This window comes from Rhodococcus globerulus NBRC 14531, assembly GCF_001894805.1.
Taxonomy (GTDB): domain Bacteria; phylum Actinomycetota; class Actinomycetes; order Mycobacteriales; family Mycobacteriaceae; genus Rhodococcus_F; species Rhodococcus_F globerula.
Map to the genome: position 1 here is coordinate 1,258,817 of NZ_BCWX01000001.1, position 20,167 is coordinate 1,278,983.

At 63.1% G+C, this 20,167-nt stretch carries 14 protein-coding genes; 6 read left to right on the forward strand and 8 right to left on the reverse strand.

What is annotated here, in order from left to right; all coding sequences use genetic code 11:
* Window position 1: 1 nt before the first annotated feature.
* On the reverse strand, window positions 2-4,522 hold the full coding sequence (locus RG2_RS05560; RefSeq protein WP_174557330.1) for an ATP-dependent helicase: 4,521 nt from the start codon (window positions 4,520-4,522) through the stop codon (window positions 2-4).
* 117 nt (window positions 4,523-4,639) lie between these two features.
* Here RG2_RS05560 and RG2_RS05565 point away from each other — a divergent pair, with 117 nt between their 5' ends.
* Window positions 4,640-5,971: an anaerobic C4-dicarboxylate transporter family protein gene (locus RG2_RS05565; RefSeq protein WP_033231516.1), complete on the forward strand. Its 1,332-nt coding sequence runs from the start codon at window positions 4,640-4,642 to the stop codon at window positions 5,969-5,971.
* On the opposite strand, the gene RG2_RS05570 is transcribed toward RG2_RS05565, so the two are convergent.
* The 3 genes from RG2_RS05570 to RG2_RS05580 are packed head-to-tail and all read right to left on the reverse strand — an operon-like array spanning window position 5,968 to window position 8,708.
* Window positions 5,968-7,083 carry an N-formylglutamate amidohydrolase gene (locus tag RG2_RS05570; RefSeq protein WP_230589969.1) on the reverse strand — a complete coding sequence of 372 codons (1,116 nt, stop codon included), beginning with the start codon at window positions 7,081-7,083 and terminating at the stop codon, window positions 5,968-5,970. The two genes, RG2_RS05565 and RG2_RS05570, sit on opposite strands and share 4 nt — an antisense overlap.
* 38 nt (window positions 7,084-7,121) lie before the next feature.
* Window positions 7,122-8,123, reverse strand: coding sequence for an acyl-CoA dehydrogenase family protein (locus tag RG2_RS05575; protein ID WP_080711571.1), 1,002 nt, complete (start codon window positions 8,121-8,123; stop codon window positions 7,122-7,124).
* A 21-nt stretch (window positions 8,124-8,144) separates the two neighbouring features.
* Window positions 8,145-8,708, reverse strand: a complete 564-nt coding sequence (locus RG2_RS05580; protein WP_033231245.1) for a helix-turn-helix domain-containing protein — start codon at window positions 8,706-8,708, stop codon at window positions 8,145-8,147.
* Window positions 8,709-8,855: 147 nt separating this feature from the next.
* Between RG2_RS05580 and RG2_RS05585 the strand changes: the two genes are divergently transcribed.
* From RG2_RS05585 to RG2_RS05595, 3 genes are read left to right on the forward strand one after another with little or no spacing between them, the layout of a single operon-like run.
* Window positions 8,856-10,250 (forward strand): uracil-xanthine permease family protein, encoded by a 1,395-nt coding sequence (locus RG2_RS05585; protein ID WP_033231244.1) that lies wholly within the window; start codon window positions 8,856-8,858, stop codon window positions 10,248-10,250.
* The gene (locus RG2_RS05590; protein WP_033231243.1) at window positions 10,231-11,295 is read left to right on the forward strand and encodes an isopenicillin N synthase family dioxygenase; all 1,065 of its coding nucleotides are present in this window, start codon (window positions 10,231-10,233) and stop codon (window positions 11,293-11,295) included. Before RG2_RS05585 ends, RG2_RS05590 begins: the two co-directional genes overlap by 20 nt.
* Window positions 11,292-12,077, forward strand: coding sequence for an alpha/beta fold hydrolase (locus RG2_RS05595; RefSeq protein WP_033231242.1), 786 nt, complete (start codon window positions 11,292-11,294; stop codon window positions 12,075-12,077). Before RG2_RS05590 ends, RG2_RS05595 begins: the two co-directional genes overlap by 4 nt.
* Here RG2_RS05595 and amaB read toward each other — a convergent pair.
* Window positions 12,028-13,533, reverse strand: coding sequence for an L-piperidine-6-carboxylate dehydrogenase (amaB, locus tag RG2_RS05600; protein ID WP_033231241.1), 1,506 nt, complete (start codon window positions 13,531-13,533; stop codon window positions 12,028-12,030). The genes RG2_RS05595 and amaB overlap by 50 nt on opposite strands.
* Window positions 13,530-14,786 carry a 2-oxoadipate dioxygenase/decarboxylase gene (hglS, locus tag RG2_RS05605; protein ID WP_033231240.1) on the reverse strand — a complete coding sequence of 419 codons (1,257 nt, stop codon included), beginning with the start codon at window positions 14,784-14,786 and terminating at the stop codon, window positions 13,530-13,532. Before hglS ends, amaB begins: the two co-directional genes overlap by 4 nt.
* 30 nt (window positions 14,787-14,816) lie before the next feature.
* Between hglS and RG2_RS05610 the strand changes: the two genes are divergently transcribed.
* Entirely contained in the window at window positions 14,817-15,278 is a 462-nt protein-coding gene (locus tag RG2_RS05610) for an Lrp/AsnC family transcriptional regulator (protein WP_045070647.1), read from the forward strand.
* A 65-nt stretch (window positions 15,279-15,343) separates the two neighbouring features.
* Entirely contained in the window at window positions 15,344-16,675 is a 1,332-nt protein-coding gene (gene lat, locus RG2_RS05615; protein WP_033231239.1) for an L-lysine 6-transaminase, read from the forward strand.
* Here the strand turns inward: lat and RG2_RS05620 are convergent.
* Complete coding sequence (locus RG2_RS05620; RefSeq protein ID WP_033231238.1) at window positions 16,665-19,361, reverse strand: molybdopterin-dependent oxidoreductase; 2,697 nt, start codon at window positions 19,359-19,361, stop codon at window positions 16,665-16,667. The two genes, lat and RG2_RS05620, sit on opposite strands and share 11 nt — an antisense overlap.
* Window positions 19,358-20,164, reverse strand: coding sequence for an FAD binding domain-containing protein (locus RG2_RS05625; RefSeq protein ID WP_033231237.1), 807 nt, complete (start codon window positions 20,162-20,164; stop codon window positions 19,358-19,360). The genes RG2_RS05620 and RG2_RS05625 overlap by 4 nt, the downstream gene beginning before the upstream one ends.
* Between the last annotated feature and the right edge of the window lie 3 nt (window positions 20,165-20,167).

Genomic DNA, 20,167 nt, shown 5'->3' on the forward strand with positions numbered 1-20,167 from the left:
TTCACGATCTCAGCCTGAAGCCGCGTGGGGTGGCGGCAAAACCGGCTTCGACCAAGACCGGCGCAAAGTTGTTGCCGTGGATGGTTTCGCCGTTCACCTTCTCGACGACGATCTTCTCGACTGATCGGTTCTTCACTATCTGGGCCAGAGACGTTGCTGCCGTTCGGAGTACGCCGGGGTCGTCGGTGAACGTCAGGATGGTTCGACCACCACGTTCGACATAGAGCACCAGTTCTCCCTCGACGAGAACGACCAGCGCGCCGGCCTTCCGCCCGGGTCGGTGTCCGGGTGATTCTTCGGCGTTCGATGCCGGCCATGGGAGCGCCGCTCCATACGGATTGGCGGGGTCGCACGCAGCAAGGGTGACGGTGGCAGAAGGGGTATGGCGACCCTCGATGGATTCCCCGAACGTGCGCAGACGATCCACGACCGCAGGCGTGGAGAACTGCGCGCCGCCCAAAGTGTCGACGAAGTATCCGCGTCTTGCCCGGCCGTTGTCCTCGAAAGTACTGAGCACCTTGTAGATCAACGCAAATCCGCCGGGGACGTTCTCACTCACCACGCTGCCGCGGGTGACAACTCCGTAGCGTTCGAGCAGGAGGTCCGCAGTCGCGTGTGCCCGCACCGTTGGATCGGGTTCGGCAGCCGGTAGCAGAAACCAGCGTCCGGCGGCGGTGGCCGGTCCGGTGCGCGCGGGCACCGCCGGACGCATCATTCCTCGATACGGACGGGCCCGCGGAACACGCCTCGGAGCGCGGTGGCTGGTTGTGGTTCGAGTGGTGTCGGATAGCAGAGCACGAAGTGGAGCAAGGGTGTCGTTGCCGATGTGTCCGAGCCACACCAATTCCCACAGTGCGGTCGTGAGCGCGCCGTCTTCCGGATTGTCGAGTGCTTCGGCCAATTGACGGAAGAAGTAGGCGCCACCAGCGGTCAGGACGTCGAGGGCTTGCTGCTGCAAGTCCGAGACATCGGTGTCAGCAGGTGGATTGAGAGTCGCCGGGGCAAGATCCGCCGGGTGCAGGACAACCCAACCGTCCTTGGCCGAGATGGCTCCGGACCCAGACCACAGGACTTCGCCGGTCGAAGTCAGTTCGTCGAGCATGGCCGGTGAATAGTCAGGGATTCGACTCGGCAGGATCAGCGATTCGAGCGCCGACGCCGGAATCGGAACTCCGGCAAGCTGATCGACGACGGCGGCAACACCGTCGATACCGCGGAGAGTGCCACCGACATGCTGCCAGCTGGGGAGGAAGCGGCCCAGCGTGGCGGTGCTGACCGGTTCCACATCCGCCCGGGCAGCAGCGAGTGAGCGTCGACGCAATCGCCGGAGAACCTCGGCGTCGCACCATTCGCTCCCAGCCGATCCGGGGCGGAATTCACCCTCGAGTACCCGCTTCTCCAAGGCAAGTCGGCCGAGAACATCGCGAGCCACCGATACGCCGATGCCGAATCTGGCGGCCGCGTCGGCGAGCGTGAAAGGTCCGTGCGTGCGCGCATAGCGGCTCAACAAGTCCTCGAGCGGCTGATCCACCGGTTCGATGAATGCGGCGGGCACGCCGATGGGTAGGGGTACGCCGAGGCCGTCGCGCAAGCGGGCGGAGTCTTCGATTGCCGTCCACCATTGTTGCCCGGCAAACGAAACATGTAGGGCGCGTTTGTCCGTCACCAGGGTGTCGAGCCACGATCGCGGATCTTCGAGGGAACGCGCGTTCACCTCCGCCGTCGTGAGTGGGCCGAGCATGCGCAGCAGATCAGCAACACCCTCGAGGTCTTTTGCCTTGCGCTCCGGCACCAGTCGTTGCAGCTCGCGCTCGGCTTGCTCGATGACACCGCCGTCGAGCAGCTCCCGCAATTCGACGCGGCCCAACAGTTCGGCGAGCAGTGTGGAGTCGAGAGACAGTGCTGCCGCCCGTCTTTCGGCGAGCGGGCTGTCACCCTCGTACATGAAGGCGCCGACGTAGCTGAACAGCAGCGCACTGGCAAACGGGGATGGTGACGCCGTCTCGACATCAACGATGCGGATCTGGCGTTTGGCGATCTTGCCGAGTAATTCGATGAGTGCCGGCAGGTCGTAGACGTCCTGGAGACATTCGCGCACGGTCTCGAGCAGGATGGGGAACGTGGGAAACTTGCGTGCCACGTCCAGGAGCTGGGCGCTGCGTTGACGCTGCTGCCACAGCGGCGCACGCTTGCCGGGATTTCGGCGGGGAAGAAGCAGTGCGCGAGCGGCACATTCACGAAACCGTGAGGCAAACAGTGCAGACCCGCCAACCTCCTGGGTGACCAGATCTTCGATGTCCTCGACATCGAACGCAAAGAGTTCGGCGCCGGGAGGGTCGTTCTCGGTATCAGGTAGACGGATGATGATGCCGTCGTCGGAGGCAGTGGGGCTGGAATCCACGCCGTACCGTTCCTGCAGCCGGGCGCCGATGGCAAGTGCCCACGGAGCGTGCACTCGCTGGCCGTACGGGGAGTGCAGGACCAGACGCCAATCGCCGAGTTCGTCGCGGAAGCGTTCGACCACCAACGTTCGATCCGACGGTACCTGCCCGGTCGCGTTTTTCTGCTCGCCCACCAGCTGGATCAGGTTGGTGGTGGCGTTGTGGTCCAGGCCGCCGATGCGGCAGCGCTCGATCACATCGGCCTCGTTGCCGAGCGCTGTTTCACGGACGAACTGACCGAGAGCCTGGCCGAGTTCCGCTGGGCGCCCAAGACCGTCGCCATGCCAGAACGGGAGACGCCCCGGTTGTCCGTAGGCGGGGCTGACCAGAACGCGGTCGAACGTGATTTCCTCGATCCGCCAGCTGGTCGCGCCCAGGGCGAACACGTCGCCGACTCGGGATTCGTAGACCATTTCCTCGTCGAGTTCGCCGACTCGGGAGGCCTTTTCGCCGACCATGTAGACAGTGAAAAGGCCGCGGTCGGGGATTGCGCCGCCCGAAGTGACAGCCAGACGCTGAGCCCCCGGGCGTCCGGTGAGTGTGTTGGCCTCGCGATCCCACACCAGGCGTGGACGCAGTTCGGCAAACTCGTCCGAGGGGTACCGACCTGCCAGCAGATCGAGGGTGGACTCGTACGCGGAGCGGGGAAGTGTTGCAAACGAACCACTTCGGCGGACAGTGTCGAACCAGTCGTCGACGTCGATCGGCTCGAGTGCCGTCGCGGCCACCGTCTGCTGGGCCAGAATGTCGAGCGGATTGGCAGGAACGGCCATCGCTTCGATCTTGCCTTCGACCATGCGCTCGACGGTGACGGCGCAGTGAATGAGATCGGTTCGATGTTTCGGAAACACCACGCCTCGGGAGATTTCGCCGACCTGGTGTCCGGCCCGGCCGACGCGTTGGAGCCCGCTCGCAACCGATGGCGGTGCCTCGACTTGGATAACCAGATCAACTGCGCCCATGTCGATTCCGAGTTCGAGGCTGCTTGTTGCGACGACGCACCGCAGTCGCCCGGATTTCAGGTCGTCTTCGATGATGGCGCGCTGATCCTTGCTGACCGAGCCGTGGTGGGCGCGCGCGAGCAGTGGTTCGGCACCGAAATTGACTTCGGTGGGTGTGCCGATTTGTGACGGCGGCTTCGGCATTTTGTCGACCAGCACACCGGTGCGTTCGGCGTGGATTTCGTTGAGCCGAGCCGTCAATCGCTCCGCGAGCCGCCGGGAATTGGCGAACACGATGGACGAGCGGTGTTCGAGAACAAGATCGACTATCTGCTCTTCGACGTGCGGCCAGATGGAGCCCGCTTGGGGCGTCGGAGATTCTGATCCGTCTGCCGGTGTTGCGATGCCCAGTTCGGTCATGTCCTCCACGGGAACGCGGACGGTGAGGTCGAAGGTCTTGGCGGCCGGCGGCGCGACGATCCTGATGGGCGCGGACCCGGAAAGGAACCGCCCGACTTCTTCGTGGGGGCGGACGGTAGCGGACAAACCGATGCGCTGCGCGGGCGACTCGAGAAGTGCGTCGAGACGCTCCAGCGAGAGTGCGAGATGCGAGCCGCGTTTGGTCCCGGCCACGGCGTGGACCTCGTCGACGATGACGGTGTCGACCCCGGCCAACGTCTCGCGGGCGGCGGAGGTGAGCATCAGGAACAGCGATTCCGGGGTAGTGATCAGGATGTCCGGCGGCCTTTTGATCAACGAGCGTCGATCGGCGGGGGAGGTGTCACCGGAGCGGACGCCGACCGTGATCTCGGGCGGAGTGAGACCGAGGCGTTTGGCGGTTTGAGTGATGCCGACAAGCGGAGCGCGGAGGTTGCGTTCGACATCCACGCCGAGCGCCTTGAGCGGTGAGATGTACAGGACCTTGGTGGTGCGGTGACTCTCGTCCCGCGAAGCCAACTGATCGAGTGCCCACAGAAAAGCGGACAGCGTCTTGCCGGAACCGGTAGGCGCAACGACGAGGGTGTGCGCGCCGCTTGCTATGGATTCCCACGCGCCGAGTTGAGCCGGTGTTGGGGCGCTGAAGGCACCGTCGAACCATTCTCGTGTCGCGTGCGAGAACTTTTCGAGGACGTCGGTCACGTATCCATAGTGCACCTGCCCACCGACAGCGTGTTCAAACCTGCTGAAGACGTCGGCGGCATTATATTTTTCTCTAATCAGGACGGTTTGGCTGTTTTTCGAGAAGGCGAGTGCCAGATGGAAGCTGTAATTATTGCTCTCGAGCTCGTAGTGGTGCTCGGGGCAATCGTCATGGGCACTCGATCGAGTGGTGTTGCACTCGGTCTGTGGGGCGGTGCCGGCGTCGCCGTCCTTGTGTTCGTGTTCGGCGAGGACGTAGGAGCGCCGCCGGTCGATGCCCTCCTGATCGTGCTGTCCGTCGTGCTTGCGTCGTCGATGATGCAGGCAGCTGGTGGCATCGACTGGATGGTCACCATCGCGGCAAAACTGATCGAATCCAGGCCCAAACAGATCACGTTGATTGCGCCGTTGGTGTCGTTCCTCTTCTCGGTCGGCGCCGGAACGTCCAACATTCTGTATCCGCTGCTGCCCGTGATTTACGACGTGTCGTACAAGAACGGGGTGCGTCCGTCACGGCCGCTGTCGCTGTCCGTCGTCTCGACCGGTGTTGCGCTGGCGTGTAGCCCGGTATCGGCGGCCATGGCGGCGATGGTGACGTTGACCGATGTGTCGCCGTACGATTTCGAGCTCATCGACATCATCAAGATCACCTTCCCGGCAGCGGTGATCGGCATCATCATCTCGTCGTTCGCTGTGAATCGCCTCGGCAAGGAACTGGCCGACGATCCCGACGTACAGGCAAAGCTGAAGTCCGGAGAGCTAGCCGGCCCCGGCGCTGCGGCCACCACCGAACTGGTCTCGACGAAGACCGGTCGCAACGCAGCGCTGATCTTCCTCGCAGGTGTTCTGGCGATCGTGATCTTCGGACTCTTCAAGGGAATTCGACCCGAGGCAGCCGACGGCTCGCCGCTGGGAATGACCCCGATCATCGAGATGCTGATGTTCCTGGTCGGCACTCTCATCCTGCTCGTGTGCAAGCCCAATGTGGCCGACGTTCCGACCTCGACGGTGTTCCGCGCCGGTATGGTCTCGGCGATTGCGCTGTTCGGTCTCGCGTGGCTCACCGATACGTTTATCAGCGCTCACTTGGAGCTGATCACCAGCACCGTCGGCGACTTGGTCAGTGCCGCGCCGTGGATCTTTGCGCTCGGCGTCTTCCTGGTGTGTGTGCTCACCACCAGCCAGTCGACCGCCACCAGAACCATCGTGCCGATCGGGCTTGCGGCCGGTATCGCCCCCGGACTGCTGACCGGTATGTGGGCCGGAGCGTTTGCCGGTATCTACCTGTTGCCGACAAACGGTTCGCAGATCGCGGCCGCGAACTTCGACCTCTCCGGCAGCACGAAGCTCGGTACCAAGCTCGTGGACCACTCGTTCTTCCTGCCGACGATAATCCTGGCCGTGACCACGATTACCGCCGGCGCGATATTCGGACTGCTACTCGGCTAGCTGTCTCGGTAGTGGTCCCAGCTCGCCTTGCACGCGCGGGCGAGCTGGTCCACCCGCTCCGGATCAGAGCTCGGCCAGTCGACGCCGGGTTCCATGATGTGCGCGGCGAGGGCATCGCCGAGAAGGAACTCGCGTTTGAACTCCGCCTGCACGGCGCTGAGTGTGATGCCGGCAGCATCCGCGCGTGCTGACTGCTCGGCGAATCGCGCACCCGCTGTGATGATTTCGAAGCTGCCGAGATATGGCTGGTTAAGGGCGACAGCGCCCGGATCGTCGACCTGAAATCCCTTGCGATGTGCTGCCGCGAGAGTTCGAATGAGTTCGGGGTCCATCGTCACGGGATTGTCGCCACGTCGATTGCCGTCGTGATCACCGCGATTGGACAGTGCCACGACGTCAGGCAGCCGATCCTCCTCGGGGCGAAGTACATTGACCGCACCGTCGCGTCGCGTCGTGTGGTTCATCGTGTCGTGGAACGAGAGTGTCGTGAACGATCGCCGCACCTCGAAACTCTTCTCCACCATTTTCTCGACCAGAGAATCACGCGTGCGCTCGTACACGCCGAGTCCGCGATCTGCTGTCTCGGTGAACGTGTCGGCCAGACGCTTCCACCCGGCGTCGTCGGTTGGTTCCAGCAGCAACGGGTAGAAGGAGAACGTGACCGGGCGGACGGCGTCTACGCCCGTGAGGTCCACCTTGTTGCCCGCCCCGGCCTGGTGAACACGTGCAAATGCTTCGCGCAGTGAAGCTTCCAGGTTTTCGGGCTTGGCGCGGTTTGGATCGCGGATCATGCGCGGATGAGGATTTTCGACGTACACGATGCGCGGATCGATCTCGGCCCACCGACGCACGATCGCGCTGGTCGACATGTCGGTGAAATCGAACTGTAGGCGCCTCGTGAACTCGGGTGCCAGAAACTCGGCAAGCTCTTCCGGGATGGCTGAACCCGAATGAGGGCAGCTCACAAGAAGATCGGCGCCCGCGATCGCGTCGTCGAGTGTGCGTGATTCACGATCGGCATAGAACGTCAGATCGTCGGGAGTGAAGCTGGTTCCGGCCGGAATGAGTACAGGTGCACCGTTGTTCGTGACACTGTTCATGACACTGTTCATGGCACCGAGCGTAATCCAGGGCAGCGGAGTGCACTCGGCTAATCGCGCAGTCGCTCGACCAGAGCAGTCTTGATTCCAGGGCGGGTGGCGGCTACCAGTGTGAACGTGGCTTCACGCATCAGACGCTCGGCCGTGTTGCTGCCCACCAGCGAGCGCGAGCCGGTAGCCGTGACGAAAGCCGCCGCAACCCGGACTGCGAGTTCGGAGGCCACGGCGCGGGCGGCAGACATGTCGGCGTTGCCCGCCACAGCGCTGTCGAGGTGTTCACGCGCCAGTTCGGCTTGGCTTTGGAACGGTTCCGTATCGACTCCGAGATCCGCCAACTCTGCCATTGCGCGCCGCGCGACCCCCATCGCCATGGCTCCGTTGAACCACAGGCCGGGCAGTTGAGTGTTCTGGAATTGCTGATCGTCGACAACTGCAGTGACATGGGCGTCGGGGATGGCAAAACCGTCGAAAGCTATTCGGACGGTGTTGCTTCCGCGAGCAGCGATAAGGGGGAGTTCCTCGACGGACAGGCCAGGCGCGTCGGTAGCCTTGACCACCGAGTGGACGATGGAATTGTCGAATTCGTCCCGCGCCGACACGAGAAGAACATCGACGATTCCCCAGCCGGTGACAAAGGGGGCTATCCCGTCGAGGACGTATCCGTGATCGACCCGGCGTGCCCACAGTAGGGGAGGGTGCGGGATGGCGCCGGCGTAGGCGACACCGCCCTGCAGTTCTCCGCTGACGAGGCCGTCCCAGTACTGCTCAGTCAGTGCAGTGTTGGTGGTCGATGCCAAGGCGCCGACGACGCCGTGATGCTGCATCCAGGTGAATGCAGTCGCGAGGCAACCGCCGCACAGTGTTTCGACAACCTCGACAAGTTCGGCCGTCGAAGGTCCCTCCTCGCCGAGCGCGGCCAGGCCGTAGAACCCGTCGGCGGCGAGGGCGTCGAAATGACTGCTCGGAATTTCACCGTCCGCGTCAACGCTGTCGGCAACGGGGAACAGAACGGTATCGGCGATCTCGCGCGCAAGTTCCGGCCACATGGTCACCGCTTCAGGGTATGCGGTGTGTCAGAAGGACGGGGGAGAACTCACGATCAGGAACCGGGCAATTCGATCGGTTCGGTTGAACCATCGGTGGGGAATGGTCGCCGCGTACAGCAATGTGTCCCCGACATTCAGCCGATGCCGTTCGTCCAGGCCCACTTCGACATCGACAGTTCCCTCGAGAACGTGAATGAATTCCTCGCCGGCGTGTTCAGTGTGTTCACCGGCTTCGCTGTGCGGCCCGGCCGTGATTTCGTTCGGTTCCATGGTGTGTGACCCGGTGGAACAGAACCGGATCGAGGAATCGTGGGCGAGTTCGAACTTCCGGCCCTCGTGCGCCCGCACCAGACTCGACGGCGTGCGCTCACCTTGGGCGAGTAGCGCATGAGCGGTAGTGCCAAGCGATTGTGCGAGTCTGTGCAGATTCATCACACTCGGCACTGCGCGACCGTTTTCGGTCTGACTCAGAAACGGCTGTGAGAGACCGGATTTCAGTGCAACCTCACGCATGGTCAATCCGGCTTCCTTGCGCGCATGGCGCACTGCGATACCGATTGCCGTTGCGATCGCCACTTGGTCGTCGTCCATGTGCTGAACATAGCAGTGCCGACGCGGCGCATCCGAGCGGAGAATTTCATTACATGCGCGAAACAAAATTGACCACAGCAAGAAATTATCGACGTGCTCAATAGGGAAGTACACAAAACACTCCCAGCTACGGACGGAGATCGGCGCATGGCCATCCATCCAGTCGACGAGCGGTTGCCCTTTGCCCGCCAGTCAGCTTTTGCTCTTCAGCACGTCCTGATCATGTACACAGGCTGCATCACGGTACCGCTGGTGTTCGGTGCGGCCGTGGGCCTGGACCGTAGCACCGTTGCACTGCTGATCAGCGCCGATCTGCTTGTTGCCGGCATCATCACCATCATTCAGAGCCTGGGCGTGGGGAAGGTTGCGGGCGTACGACTTCCGATCGTCTGCGGCGCCACATTCGCCGGCCTGACACCGATGATTCTCATCGCCCAGGAATACGGATTGCAGGCGGTGTACGGCTCCATGCTGGTCGGTGGTGTGGTCGGAATCGCGCTGGCAGTGCCGTTTGCCAAGATCGTCCGTTACTTCCCGCCGCTTGTCACCGGAGTGGTCCTGACCGTGATCGGTATCTCGTTGATCGGCGTCGCCGGTGGCCTGATCGTCGGAAACGACCCCACCGCACCGTCGTTCGCAGATCCCAAGAACCTCGCGCTGGCCGCAGCTGTCGTTGCGATCGCAGTCGGTTTCATCTGCCTCGGGCGCGGAATGTGGACTCAGCTGGGAGTCCTGATCGCGCTGGTCATCGGTACCGTGATCGCCATTCCGATGGGCTTGATCGACCTCGGTGGTGTATCCGGTTCCGCGTGGGTCGGCATTCCCATGCCCTTCCATTTCGGAGCACCCGAGTTCCCGGTCACCGCAGTGGTGGCCATGAGCATCGTGATGGCAGTCGTGTTCGCAGAATCGACCGCCAGCATGTTGGCAGTCAGTGAGATCACCGGAAAGCCCTTGAAGAAGGCTGATTTGGCGCGTGGCCTGGTGGCCGACGGTATGTCCGGAGTACTCGGCGGCATCTTCAACGCCTTTGTCGACACCGTGTTCTCGCAGAATGTCGGCGCCGTCGCGACCACCCGCGTGTACAGCCGATACGTCACCGCTACCAGTGGCGCCATCCTCATCGTTCTCGGACTGATTCCACGAATGGGTGAAGTTGTTGCAGCACTGCCTGATCCGGTGGTGGGCGGCGTCGGCATCATCCTGTTCTCCACGGTTGCCGTCGTCGGCATCAACACACTCCGCAAGGTCGATCTCAGCGATCCGATCAATACGACCATTGCCGCGGTATCCGTCGGAATCGGTCTCCTTCCGGAGTTCGCGGAAGGAATGTTCGAGCGGTTCCCGTCGTCTGCGCAGATCCTGCTCGGCAGCGGAATCACCCTGGCCGCGGCGTCGGCCTTCACACTCAACCTGCTGTTCAACCACACCCGACTCGGCGAACTCGCCCGCAGTTCGCGCGAGAGCCTTCCCGAATCACCTGCAGTCGCACAATCCCCAGTCACACCGACAGGAGACGCCCATGTCACAGTTACCGCCTGAGTCCTTCGAAGTCCCCGTCATCGACATCTCCCCGTACGTTCTCGGCGGTTCGCCGCAGGAGCAGGCCAGAGTTGCCGCCGAGATCGACGATGCCTGCAGCAGAGTGGGATTCATCCAGATCCGAGGTCATGGAATTCCTGCGGAAGTGGCGGGAGGTCTCGCCGGCGCGATGGACGATTTCTTTGCACTGCCGATGGAGGCGAAGAACGAGTACCGCGTTGCCGGAGCCAACCGCGGGTACAGCCCACCCAAGAGTGAATCGCTGAGCCTGAGTCTCGGCGTGGAATCCGCGACCCGGATGAACGATTTTTTCGAGGCGTTCAACATCGGCATCGAAGCTCGGTCGTTCACCGATCTTGATCTCTCCGAAGCGGATTACGGTATCAACGTGTGGCCGGACGTCGAGAAATTCCGGGCCAGGATCGAGTCGTACTACACACACGCAGCACGGGTAGCTCGCACGCTGACCACTATCTTCGACGATGCGCTGGGGCTGACGCCGGGGTTCTTCGACTCGATCACCGATCACTCGATCGACGTGCTGAGAATGAACAACTACGCGTTGCCCGAGGGAACCGTGACGCTGGACGGCGAGCTCAAGGGGATGGGCGAACACACCGACTTCGGGCTGGTCACCGTCCTGTGGGCCGATCAGGTCGAGGGGCTCCAGGTACTCGGAAGTGACCAACGGTGGCACGACGTGTGGCCTGAAGACGATGCGCTACTGGTCAATCTGGGCGATCTGACGGCCCAGTTGACCAACGACCGCTGGATGTCGACGCTGCACCGCGTGGCACCTCCCGTGGTGAACGGCACGATCAAGCGTCGTCGTTCCGCCGCGTTTTTCCACGACGGAAACGTCGATGCCGTGATCGAAACGCTGCCGAGTTTCTTCGACGAGTCCGGACTGGCGTACGAACCTGTCTCCGTCCGGGATCACATCAAAGCCAAGCTGGCCGGATCGCGGCAGGGCAAGTCCAACGCCGCGGCCGGGCGCGAAGCCGAGCGGGTTCGCGTCGCAGCGCAGCTGGAGGCAACGTCGTGACTGCCAGGAATCTTGTTCTGGTCCACGGTGCCTGGGCCGGAGGCTGGGTCTGGGATTCGATGCTGGAACCACTGCGAGCGGCGGGGTTCAACCCGGTAGTCGTTGACCTTCCCGGGGCCGGCGTCCTCGATCGGGACACTGTCGTAGACCTAAGTGCCGTGACCGATCACGTTGTAGCGGTGCTCGATTCGCTGGACGGTCCGGCTGTGCTGGTAGGCCACTCGGGTGGTGGCATCGTGGTGTCGCAGGTTGCCGAGCGAGTTCCCGCTGCGGTCGCGGGAATCGTGTATGTCGCCGGGATGATGCTGCCGTCGGGTATGGACTTCGGAATGCTGTGCAACGAAGTGGAATTACCGGCGCCCGTCGGGATCTCGCGATGGGTGGTCAGCTCGGATGACGGGTTTTCGAGTGTGGTCCCACCCGAAGCCGGTGCAGCGGTGTTCTTCCACGAGGCTCCGGTAGCCGACGCGATCGCTGCGGCACGCCAACTTGTGCCACAACAGGAAACTGCACGACTGATGGCACCGACAATCACCCCCGAGCGATTCGGTACGGTTCCGCGCCTATACGTCGAATGCACCTTGGACCGTACAGTTCCGATCGAGACGCAGCGAGGAATGCAGCAGCGAGTGCCTGGGGCCAACGTGGTGAGTCTCGAGACCGATCACGCTCCGCAATTGTCCGCGCGCACCGAATTGGTCACCGCGATCGCCGAATTTGCCGCAGATGCCCTCAGCCGAACTCGACGCCTTGAGCCAGCGGTAGTTGGTCCGAGTAGTTGATCGTGTTGGTTGCGCGGCGCATGTACGCCTTCCACGCATCGGAACCCGATTCGCGTCCGCCGCCGGTGTCCTTCTCGCCGCCGAACGCGCCGCCGATCTCTGCGCCCGACGTGCCGATGTTGACGTTGGCAATACCGCAGTCGGAACCGTCGGCTGCGAGAAACCGTTCGGCTTCCCGCTGATCGAGTGTGAAGATCGAGGATGAAAGACCCTGCGGCACAGCATTGTGGAGTGCGATGGCATCGTCGAACTCGTTGTAGGTGACAACGTAGAGGATGGGTGCAAAGGTCTCGGTGTGCATGATCTCGCTTTGTTTCGGCATCCGGACCAGCGCCGGGCGCACGTAGCAACCGGTGTCGCCGACCCGCTCACCGCCGCAGACGACGGTGCCGCCGCTCGACTGCGCGGCGGTGAGCGCGGACTGCATCGCCTCGAGTGCGGCGTCGTTGATCAGCGGACCGACCAGGACGCCGTCGTCGAACGGGTTGCCTACCTGTAGTTGTGCGTAGGCGGCAGAGATTCTTGCGACCAGCTCGTCGGCTATCGATTCGTGAACGATCAACCGGCGCAGTGATGTACACCGCTGGCCCGCAGTTCCGGCCGCTGAGAAGACAATTCCGCGGACCGCAAGATCAAGATCCGCGGACGGGGTGACAACGGCGCCGTTGTTTCCGCCCAGTTCGAGGAGGCTTCGTCCGAACCTCGCCGCCACTCGCGGCGCAACCTCGCGTCCCATGCGAACCGACCCGGTGGCACTCACCAGCGCGACCTGCGGATTGTCCACCAGTGCCGCACCCACGTCGCGTCCACCGATCACCAGTTGATGAACGCCTCGAGGGGCGTCGCAATCGGCGAGGGCCCGGCGAAGGAGGGTATGGCAGGCCAGCGCGGTCAGAGGTGTGGTCTCGGACGGCTTCCAGACCACCGTGTCTCCGCACACCAGAGCGATCGCGGTGTTCCACGACCACACCGCGACCGGGAAGTTGAAGGCCGAGATGACACCGACAACACCGATCGGATGCCACGTCTCCATCAGTCTGTGTCCTGGCCGTTCCGAAGGCATGGTCCGCCCGTAGAGTTGGCGCGAGAGACCAACCGCGAATTCGCAGATGTCGATCATTTCCTGGACCTCGCCGAGTGCTTCCGACGAGATCTTGCCGGCCTCGAGCGTGACCAGTTCCGCGAGATCCGTTTTGTGCTCGCTCAGGAGTCGGCCGAGTTGCCGCACGACGGCGCCGCGGATCGGCGCAGGAACCGTGCGCCAGTCACCGAACGCGTCGTGTGCTGCGGCAACCGCGCCGTTGACATCGTCAGCGGAATGTTGTTCCAGACTGCGAATTTCGGTTCCGGTAATCGGTGTGCGAGCCGTCAGGTTGCCGGTGGGCCACTCGGCTCCGCAGCGAGCAAGCGCGGAGTGGGCGCGCTCGGCGAGAGCGGAAGGATCGGGAAGGTTCACGGGTGAGTCCTTTCGCGGGAGGCGTCCTGCTGCGTGCGGTACAACTCGAAAGGGTCGAGGATGGGGTGTCCGATGGCACCCTCGAGTCGATCCTGCCCGTAATCGGCGCTGTCCGCATCGGAAACGAATCCACCGGGCGAATCGAGGTTCGACGCAAAGATCCCAGCGGCGGACGCCGGCAGGAAGTCTTCGTAGACGATGGGCTCGCGAATTATCCTCGAACCGTCACGTCGGTAGGTGAAATACGCCAGGTCGGCGTCGGCAAGGCCGTCCTCCGTGGATGGAAACGCGTCTTCCCATACCGCCGTGTCCGGGGAGGAGATCAGAGCGTCGTAGATCTCGCGGCCCGTGCGAGTCAGCGCTATGCCGCGGGCCTCGACTTCACCGAAGCGCACGCGGACGGGGACATCGTGCACCGAACCATCCGGCTCGCGGAACGGGCGGTTCTCGGCCAACGCCCGAAACGAGGTCTGCCGCAGCAGGAGTGGTGGACCACCCCATCGCGGTGGACCCTGAATCCGGTCGATCATGGTGATGCCGCGTTCGGTCATGCGGCGGTACAGATCGTCGATGTCGAGTACCCGCGGGGTGAGATGGTTGAGGTGGGTCGACCTTTGGCCTGCGATGTCCGCGGCCACCGGGGAGATGTGCGCAAGTTCGCGATACCAGGGCGCGTCGATCGGCCCGGTTCCGAGGCGGAAGGCGCGGGTGGCGGCGTCGACGAAGTGTGTCGCCTGCGGCTCCGGCAACCCGTTGTCGCGCTGCGCCGTCGCGGCCAGGCGAAGCAGGCCGGGGGAGAAGAGAGATCGCGTACCCAGATATGCGGCGATTCTGCGCTGAAGATCGGCCGTGAAGAAGCGCTTGTCTCCGGTAGTGAGAACCGAAGTGAAGACGCGGAATGGGTTCAGCGCGAGTTCCCCCGGATCGGTAGGACGGAATGCGGTAGAGACCACGGGAACAGGGGGATCGGTGAGCCGCAGATCGTAGAACCCGACCGCCGACATCCCGAGGGCGCCGAAGATCGTCGCGACGTCGCGCAGTTCGCCGAGAGTGCCCAGCCGGATCGCACCGTGCCTTTCCGCACTGATCCGGCCCAGGGTTCCCCAGCGTTCCGAGCCCGGACGGGTGGCCGTGTAATCCCGATTGACCTGCAGTGTCACGTCAACCAGCGTGTTGTACGCTGGAACCTCGTTCCCGTACATCCGCGACAGTTCGGCGGCAAACCGAGAACGTAACTGCCACTTTTCAAGCATGTGTATGTCCGGTTACGTTAACCTTCGCGGGTGGGTGACGAACAGAATGACGGCGGAATTCCTCCGGTCGACGACACGGACAAGTTGTTGATTCGAGAGCTCGTTGTGGACGGGCGTGCCACTTTGGCGAGTCTTGCCGACAAGGCGGGGTTATCGATCTCGGCGGTGCAGTCGCGGGTGCGTCGGCTTGAATCGCGCAACGTGATCCGGGGGTACGCGGCCAAGATCGATCCGGAAGCTGTGGGTCAGAATCTGTCGGCATTTGTCGCGATCTCCCCTCTGGATCCTTCTCAACCCGACGATGCGCCGGCCAGGCTCCGGCACTTGCCCCAAGTGGTGTCCTGTCACTCGGTAGCCGGGGCCGAAAGCTACGTACTTCTTGTTCGAGTCGCCTCGCCCCGGGCGTTGGAGGCGTTGCTGCAGGAGATCCGAACGGCGGCCAATGTGAGCACCCGTAGCACGGTCATTCTTCAAACATTTTACGACGAATGACCGATCTGCAGTAATTTTTCCATCTAATCATCGACATGGCAATAATTTTGACTTAATCTTTGCGTATGAGTACCGCGACGCAAGGCTTCGACGGCAGTGCGGATTTCCCGGTGTTCGAGGTCCTGTCTGCCAGTATCCTCACGGACGGATTCGATCTGGTTCTCGATCTCGAACGCTCGCACGGTGTGTATCTACAAGATCTCCGCACCCGTGTCGACTATCTGGACATGTTCGGGTTCTTCGGGTCGTCGGCGCTCGGAATGAACCATCCGGACATTGCCGACGACGAGGCGTTCTCGCGCGAATTGGCAATGGTCGCAGCAAACAAGCCGAGTAATTCCGACATCTACAGCGTGCCGATGGCACGATTTGTCGACGCCTTCGTTCGGGTACTTGGCGATCCGGCGTTACCGCATCTGTTCTTTGTGGACGGCGGCGCCCTTGCTGTGGAGAATGCGCTGAAGGTGGCGTTCGACTGGAAGAGCCGACGGAACGAAAGTGAGGGGCGCTCACCGGATCTCGGGACCAAGGTCTTGCACCTGACCGAGGCTTTCCACGGGCGCAGTGGCTATACGATGTCGCTCACCAACACCGATCCGGAAAAGGTTGCCCGGTTTCCCAAGTTCGACTGGCCTCGGATCACCTCGCCCTATGTCGCGGACGGCCGCGACATCGAGGCTGTCGAGCAGGAAACCTTGGCACAGGCCCGGCAGGCATTTCACGAGAATCCGCACGACATCGCCTGTTTCATCGCCGAACCGATCCAGGGTGAGGGTGGTGACCACCATTTCCGGCCCCAGTTTCTCCAGGCGATGCAGGAATTGTGCCGCGAGAACGACGCATTGTTCGTTCTCGACGAAGTGCAGACCGGGTGCGGATCAACCGGAACGCCTTGGGCCTACCAACAATTGGGGTTGGCACCGGATGTCGTGGCCTTCGGGAAGAAGACTCAGGTCTGCGGCATCATGGCAGGCGGCCGTGTCGACGAGGTGCACGACAACGTTTTTCACATCAGCTCGCGGATCAACTCGACGTGGGGCGGCAATCTCACCGACATGGTGCGTGCCCGGCGCATTCTCGAGGTCATCGAACGCGACCGGTTGATCGACCGGGTTCGATTCACCGGCGCGCACCTACTTCAGCGACTGACCGCGACAAGCGAAAGGTTCGACGAGGTCACCGAACCCCGCGGACGTGGCCTCATGTGCGCGATCACCCTGAGCGCCACCGAGTTACGCGACCGGGTGGTGACCGCGCTTCGCGACGACGAGCATGTCCTCATTCTGCCGAGCGGGCAGCGCGGAATTCGGTTCCGTCCACCGCTGACCGTGACAACCGGTGAGTTGGACGCAGCGGTGGACGCCGTCGAGCGGGTACTGCACACACTTACCGCGTGAGCTCGGCCCAGATCCGATCCGGTGTCATCGGAGTGGCGCGGCACCGAACACCCACCGCGTCGAAGATAGCGTTGGCCAGTGCCGGGGCAACGGGATTGAACGGCGCTTCGCTCATGGACTTGGCGCCGAATGGTCCCAACTTGTCGTAGGTATCGGCAAAAAGAACCTCCGTGATCGGGAGATCCGCCAACTGCGGAACGTGATAGTTGCGCAATTGCGGATTCACCACATGCCCGTCCTCGATGACGATCTCCTCGAACATCGCTGCGCCGAGTGCCTGTCCCACACCACCTTCCACCTGCCCACGCAATTGTGCGGGGTTCAGTACCGTGCCGGCGTCGACAGCCTGGACCGACTGCAGAATGACGACCCGGCCCGTTGCTGTATCCACCGCGACGCGAAAGCCGTGGACGTTGAACGCCACCGACCGCGGCGAGCCGTCATGGTGGCCGTCGGCCGAGAGCGGTCCGCCGTCGAGGAGTGCAGGGAAACCGACAGAGCCGGTTGTGGTGGTAACACCGTCCGTCGTGAGTTCGACCGGACCGACGCACAGTGATTGTGCTCGTGCGAGTATCCGATCACGGAGGCGTTCGCACGCGATCTGGAGAGCCTTGCCCGCCACAACGGTGCCGGCCGAACCGAAGGCGCCGGTGTCGTGTCCACCGATATCGGTGTCGGATTGAGCGATCACGATGCGATCGACGGTGGTTCGCAATTCGGTGGCGGCAATCTGATGATGAACTGTTGTTGTCCCGTTACCGAATTCGGCGGTACCGATCCGGACCACATAGCGCCCGTCGGCCTCGAGGGTGACCGTGGTGTCGGCGAAGTGTCCGCGCGGCGGGATCGTGGCGATCATCGCAACGGCCATGCCCTGCCCCGTTTTCCACCGGGGTCCGTCTGGCGGCGTCTGCCCTCGTCCGCTCGACAGCGCGCGCTCGACCAGGTCCAGACACTGATCGAGACCGTAACTGCCGAACTCGAGGTCGCCGTCCTCGACGTGCCAGTCCACGAAGTCGTCTCCCGGAACCACTACGTTGCGTCGACGGAACTCGAACGGGTCGACGCCGAGTTTCCGAGCAAGTTGATCCATCGCGGATTCGACGGCAAAGATGATCTGCCCCAGGCCGTAGCCGCGGAACGCACCAGACGGCACATTGTTCGTGTACACGGCCTCGGCGTCGACGCGTTTGTTCGGGCAACGGTAGACGGCAATAGATTCCGCGCAGCCGTGGAACATCACTCCGACCGAATGGTTGCCGTATGCGCCGGCGTCGGAGAGGACGTCGATCGCCAGCGCATTCAGGTGGCCATGCTCGTCAGCGCCCAACCGGACCGACACCCGCATCGGATGCCGCGACGGGGCCATCGTGAACTGATCGCTGCGACTGAACTCGTACTGCACCGGTCGGCCGGTCTTCCGGACGGCAAGGGCAACAAGATCCTCGGTCAGCATTTCCTGCTTGCCGCCGAAACCGCCACCCACTCGCGCGGTGAACACGCGGACTTCCTCGCGGGTGAGATCGAAGATGTGTGCCAACTCGTCCCGAACCAGGAACGGCACCTGCGTGCTGCTGCGAATGACAAGCCGGCCACCGGAGTCCAGCCATCCCACCGCGGCGTGCGTCTCCATGGCAACGTGCTGAACCCGAGCGGTCTGCCACGTGCCTTCGACAACGGCAGCGGATGCACTCAGGGCTTTCTCGACGTCGCCCACTCCGTCGTGGAGTGCGGCGACGATATTGCGCGTGGGCTCGGCGATACGCGCGGACATATCCTTGTCCGCGTGCAGAAGCGGCGCGCCGGGCGCGCGAGCGGGCTCCGGATCGAAGACAGCTGCGCGAACCTCGTAGTCGACCTCGATCAGCGCGAGCGCGCGCTGTGCGTCCCGCGGTGTCTCTGCAATGACAGCGGCAACTCGCTGACCGACGAAACGTACGGTGCGGTCGAAGATGCGGGTGTCGTCCGGATCGTCGGTGCGGTTCTGATGGCGCGCTGTGGAGAAGAGAACATCCGGGCTGTCGAGATAGGTCAGAACGGCAACGACACCGGGCGCGGACTGTGCTGCGGCAGTGTTGATCTCCTTGACATACGCGTGGGGGTGCGGGCTGCCGAGAACCGCTGCATGCACCAAGCCCGAAGGGACGTCGCCCTCGGCCAGATCCAGAGTGAAGGGTTCCGTTCCGGTGACGATTCGACTCGAAGCCGGGGCCGCAATGGAACGGCCCTGAGCTACAGAGCGATCCGCGTCCTCGACGTTCTTCGCGCCCGCCAGAGCGTCGCGGATCGAGCGATACCCCGTGCAGCGGCACAGGTTTCCCTTCATCGACGCCGGCAGGTTCTCCTTCTGGGCGGGTGTCAGCGCCGACGCCGTCACCACCATGCCTGCGGTGCAGAATCCGCATTGAAATCCGCCGGCGTCGACAAACGCCTGCTGCACCGGGTGCAGATCGTCTTCAGTGCCGAGACCGGTTGCGGTCACAATCTCGTGCCCGTCGATGCGGTGCGCCGGGAAGATGCACGAATGCGTGGGCGTGCCGTCCAGCAGTACCGAACACGCGCCACAATCTCCGGCGTCGCACCCCTTCTTGACGGACATGACCCCGTGCTCGCGCAGGAACGTCCGCAAGCACTGTCCCGGACGTGGTTCGTCGTCGCGGGCAACCCCGTCGACGGAGTACTTCATGTGAGTTCCTCCCTGACCTCTTCGGCCAGTAGTGCTGTCATCGACTCACGCCAGGGTGCGCTGCCGTGGACGTCCGTGAAATAACAGTCGGCTGGGATCACGCGAAGGGCGTCGGCCAACTCGGACGCGCTCGGGTGGGCGTCGAATCGCAGCACGTGGGGCCGCCGCGTTGCCGCCGTGACGCTGAGTGTGAAACCAGCGACGTCTTTTCGGCCCGCTACGACAACGGCAGACCGTCCGAGTGAGGTCTGAGCGAGTTTGCGTAATGCGGTGCGGGCGAGCAGCGACCGAGTGGGGAGAGTGATGCACCGAATGATGTCGCCGACGCCCAGCGCGTTCGTGCCGTTTCCGGTCACAAAATCTTTCACGGCCACACGGTATTCGCCGCTGCCCGGACGCCACACGGTCAATTCACCGTCGAGAGTGACGGCCATAGTGGTCATGGCACCGGCGGGAAACGACAGAGCGATGTTCCCGCCGACGGTGGCGTGGCGCAACACTTTCCACGACGCAAGCAGCGCGTCCGCGCAGTCCCGAAACAACTGCTGAGCCCGGAACTGTGCCACAAGTTCGGAGCGGCACAGTTCCTCGATGGTGCAGGTCGCGGCAATCTCGAGGCCATGTTCGGTGACTGTGAGCGGCTCCCAGCCGAAGCCGGCCAGATCGACAAGCGTGCTCAGGTGAGGTTGAGGTTCGGAATACAGCCAAGTGCCGCCTCCGATGAATCCGACACCGGTCGAGGGACCGGGCAGATCGGTCCGAGTGGCCGGCACCAGAACCTGATCGACCGTGTGCAGATCCACTGT

Coding starts and splice junctions, on each gene's coding strand:
- RG2_RS05590 (WP_033231243.1), top strand. CDS start 10,231: ATGTCACAGTTACCGCCTGAGTCCTTCGAAGTCCCCGTCATCGACATC.
- RG2_RS05580 (WP_033231245.1), bottom strand. CDS start 8,708: ATGGACGACGACCAAGTGGCGATCGCAACGGCAATCGGTATCGCAGTG.
- RG2_RS05565 (WP_033231516.1), top strand. CDS start 4,640: ATGGAAGCTGTAATTATTGCTCTCGAGCTCGTAGTGGTGCTCGGGGCA.
- RG2_RS05585 (WP_033231244.1), top strand. CDS start 8,856: ATGGCCATCCATCCAGTCGACGAGCGGTTGCCCTTTGCCCGCCAGTCA.
- hglS (WP_033231240.1), bottom strand. CDS start 14,786: ATGCTTGAAAAGTGGCAGTTACGTTCTCGGTTTGCCGCCGAACTGTCG.
- RG2_RS05620 (WP_033231238.1), bottom strand. CDS start 19,361: ATGAAGTACTCCGTCGACGGGGTTGCCCGCGACGACGAACCACGTCCG.
- RG2_RS05570 (WP_230589969.1), bottom strand. CDS start 7,083: ATGAACAGTGTCATGAACAGTGTCACGAACAACGGTGCACCTGTACTC.
- lat (WP_033231239.1), top strand. CDS start 15,344: ATGAGTACCGCGACGCAAGGCTTCGACGGCAGTGCGGATTTCCCGGTG.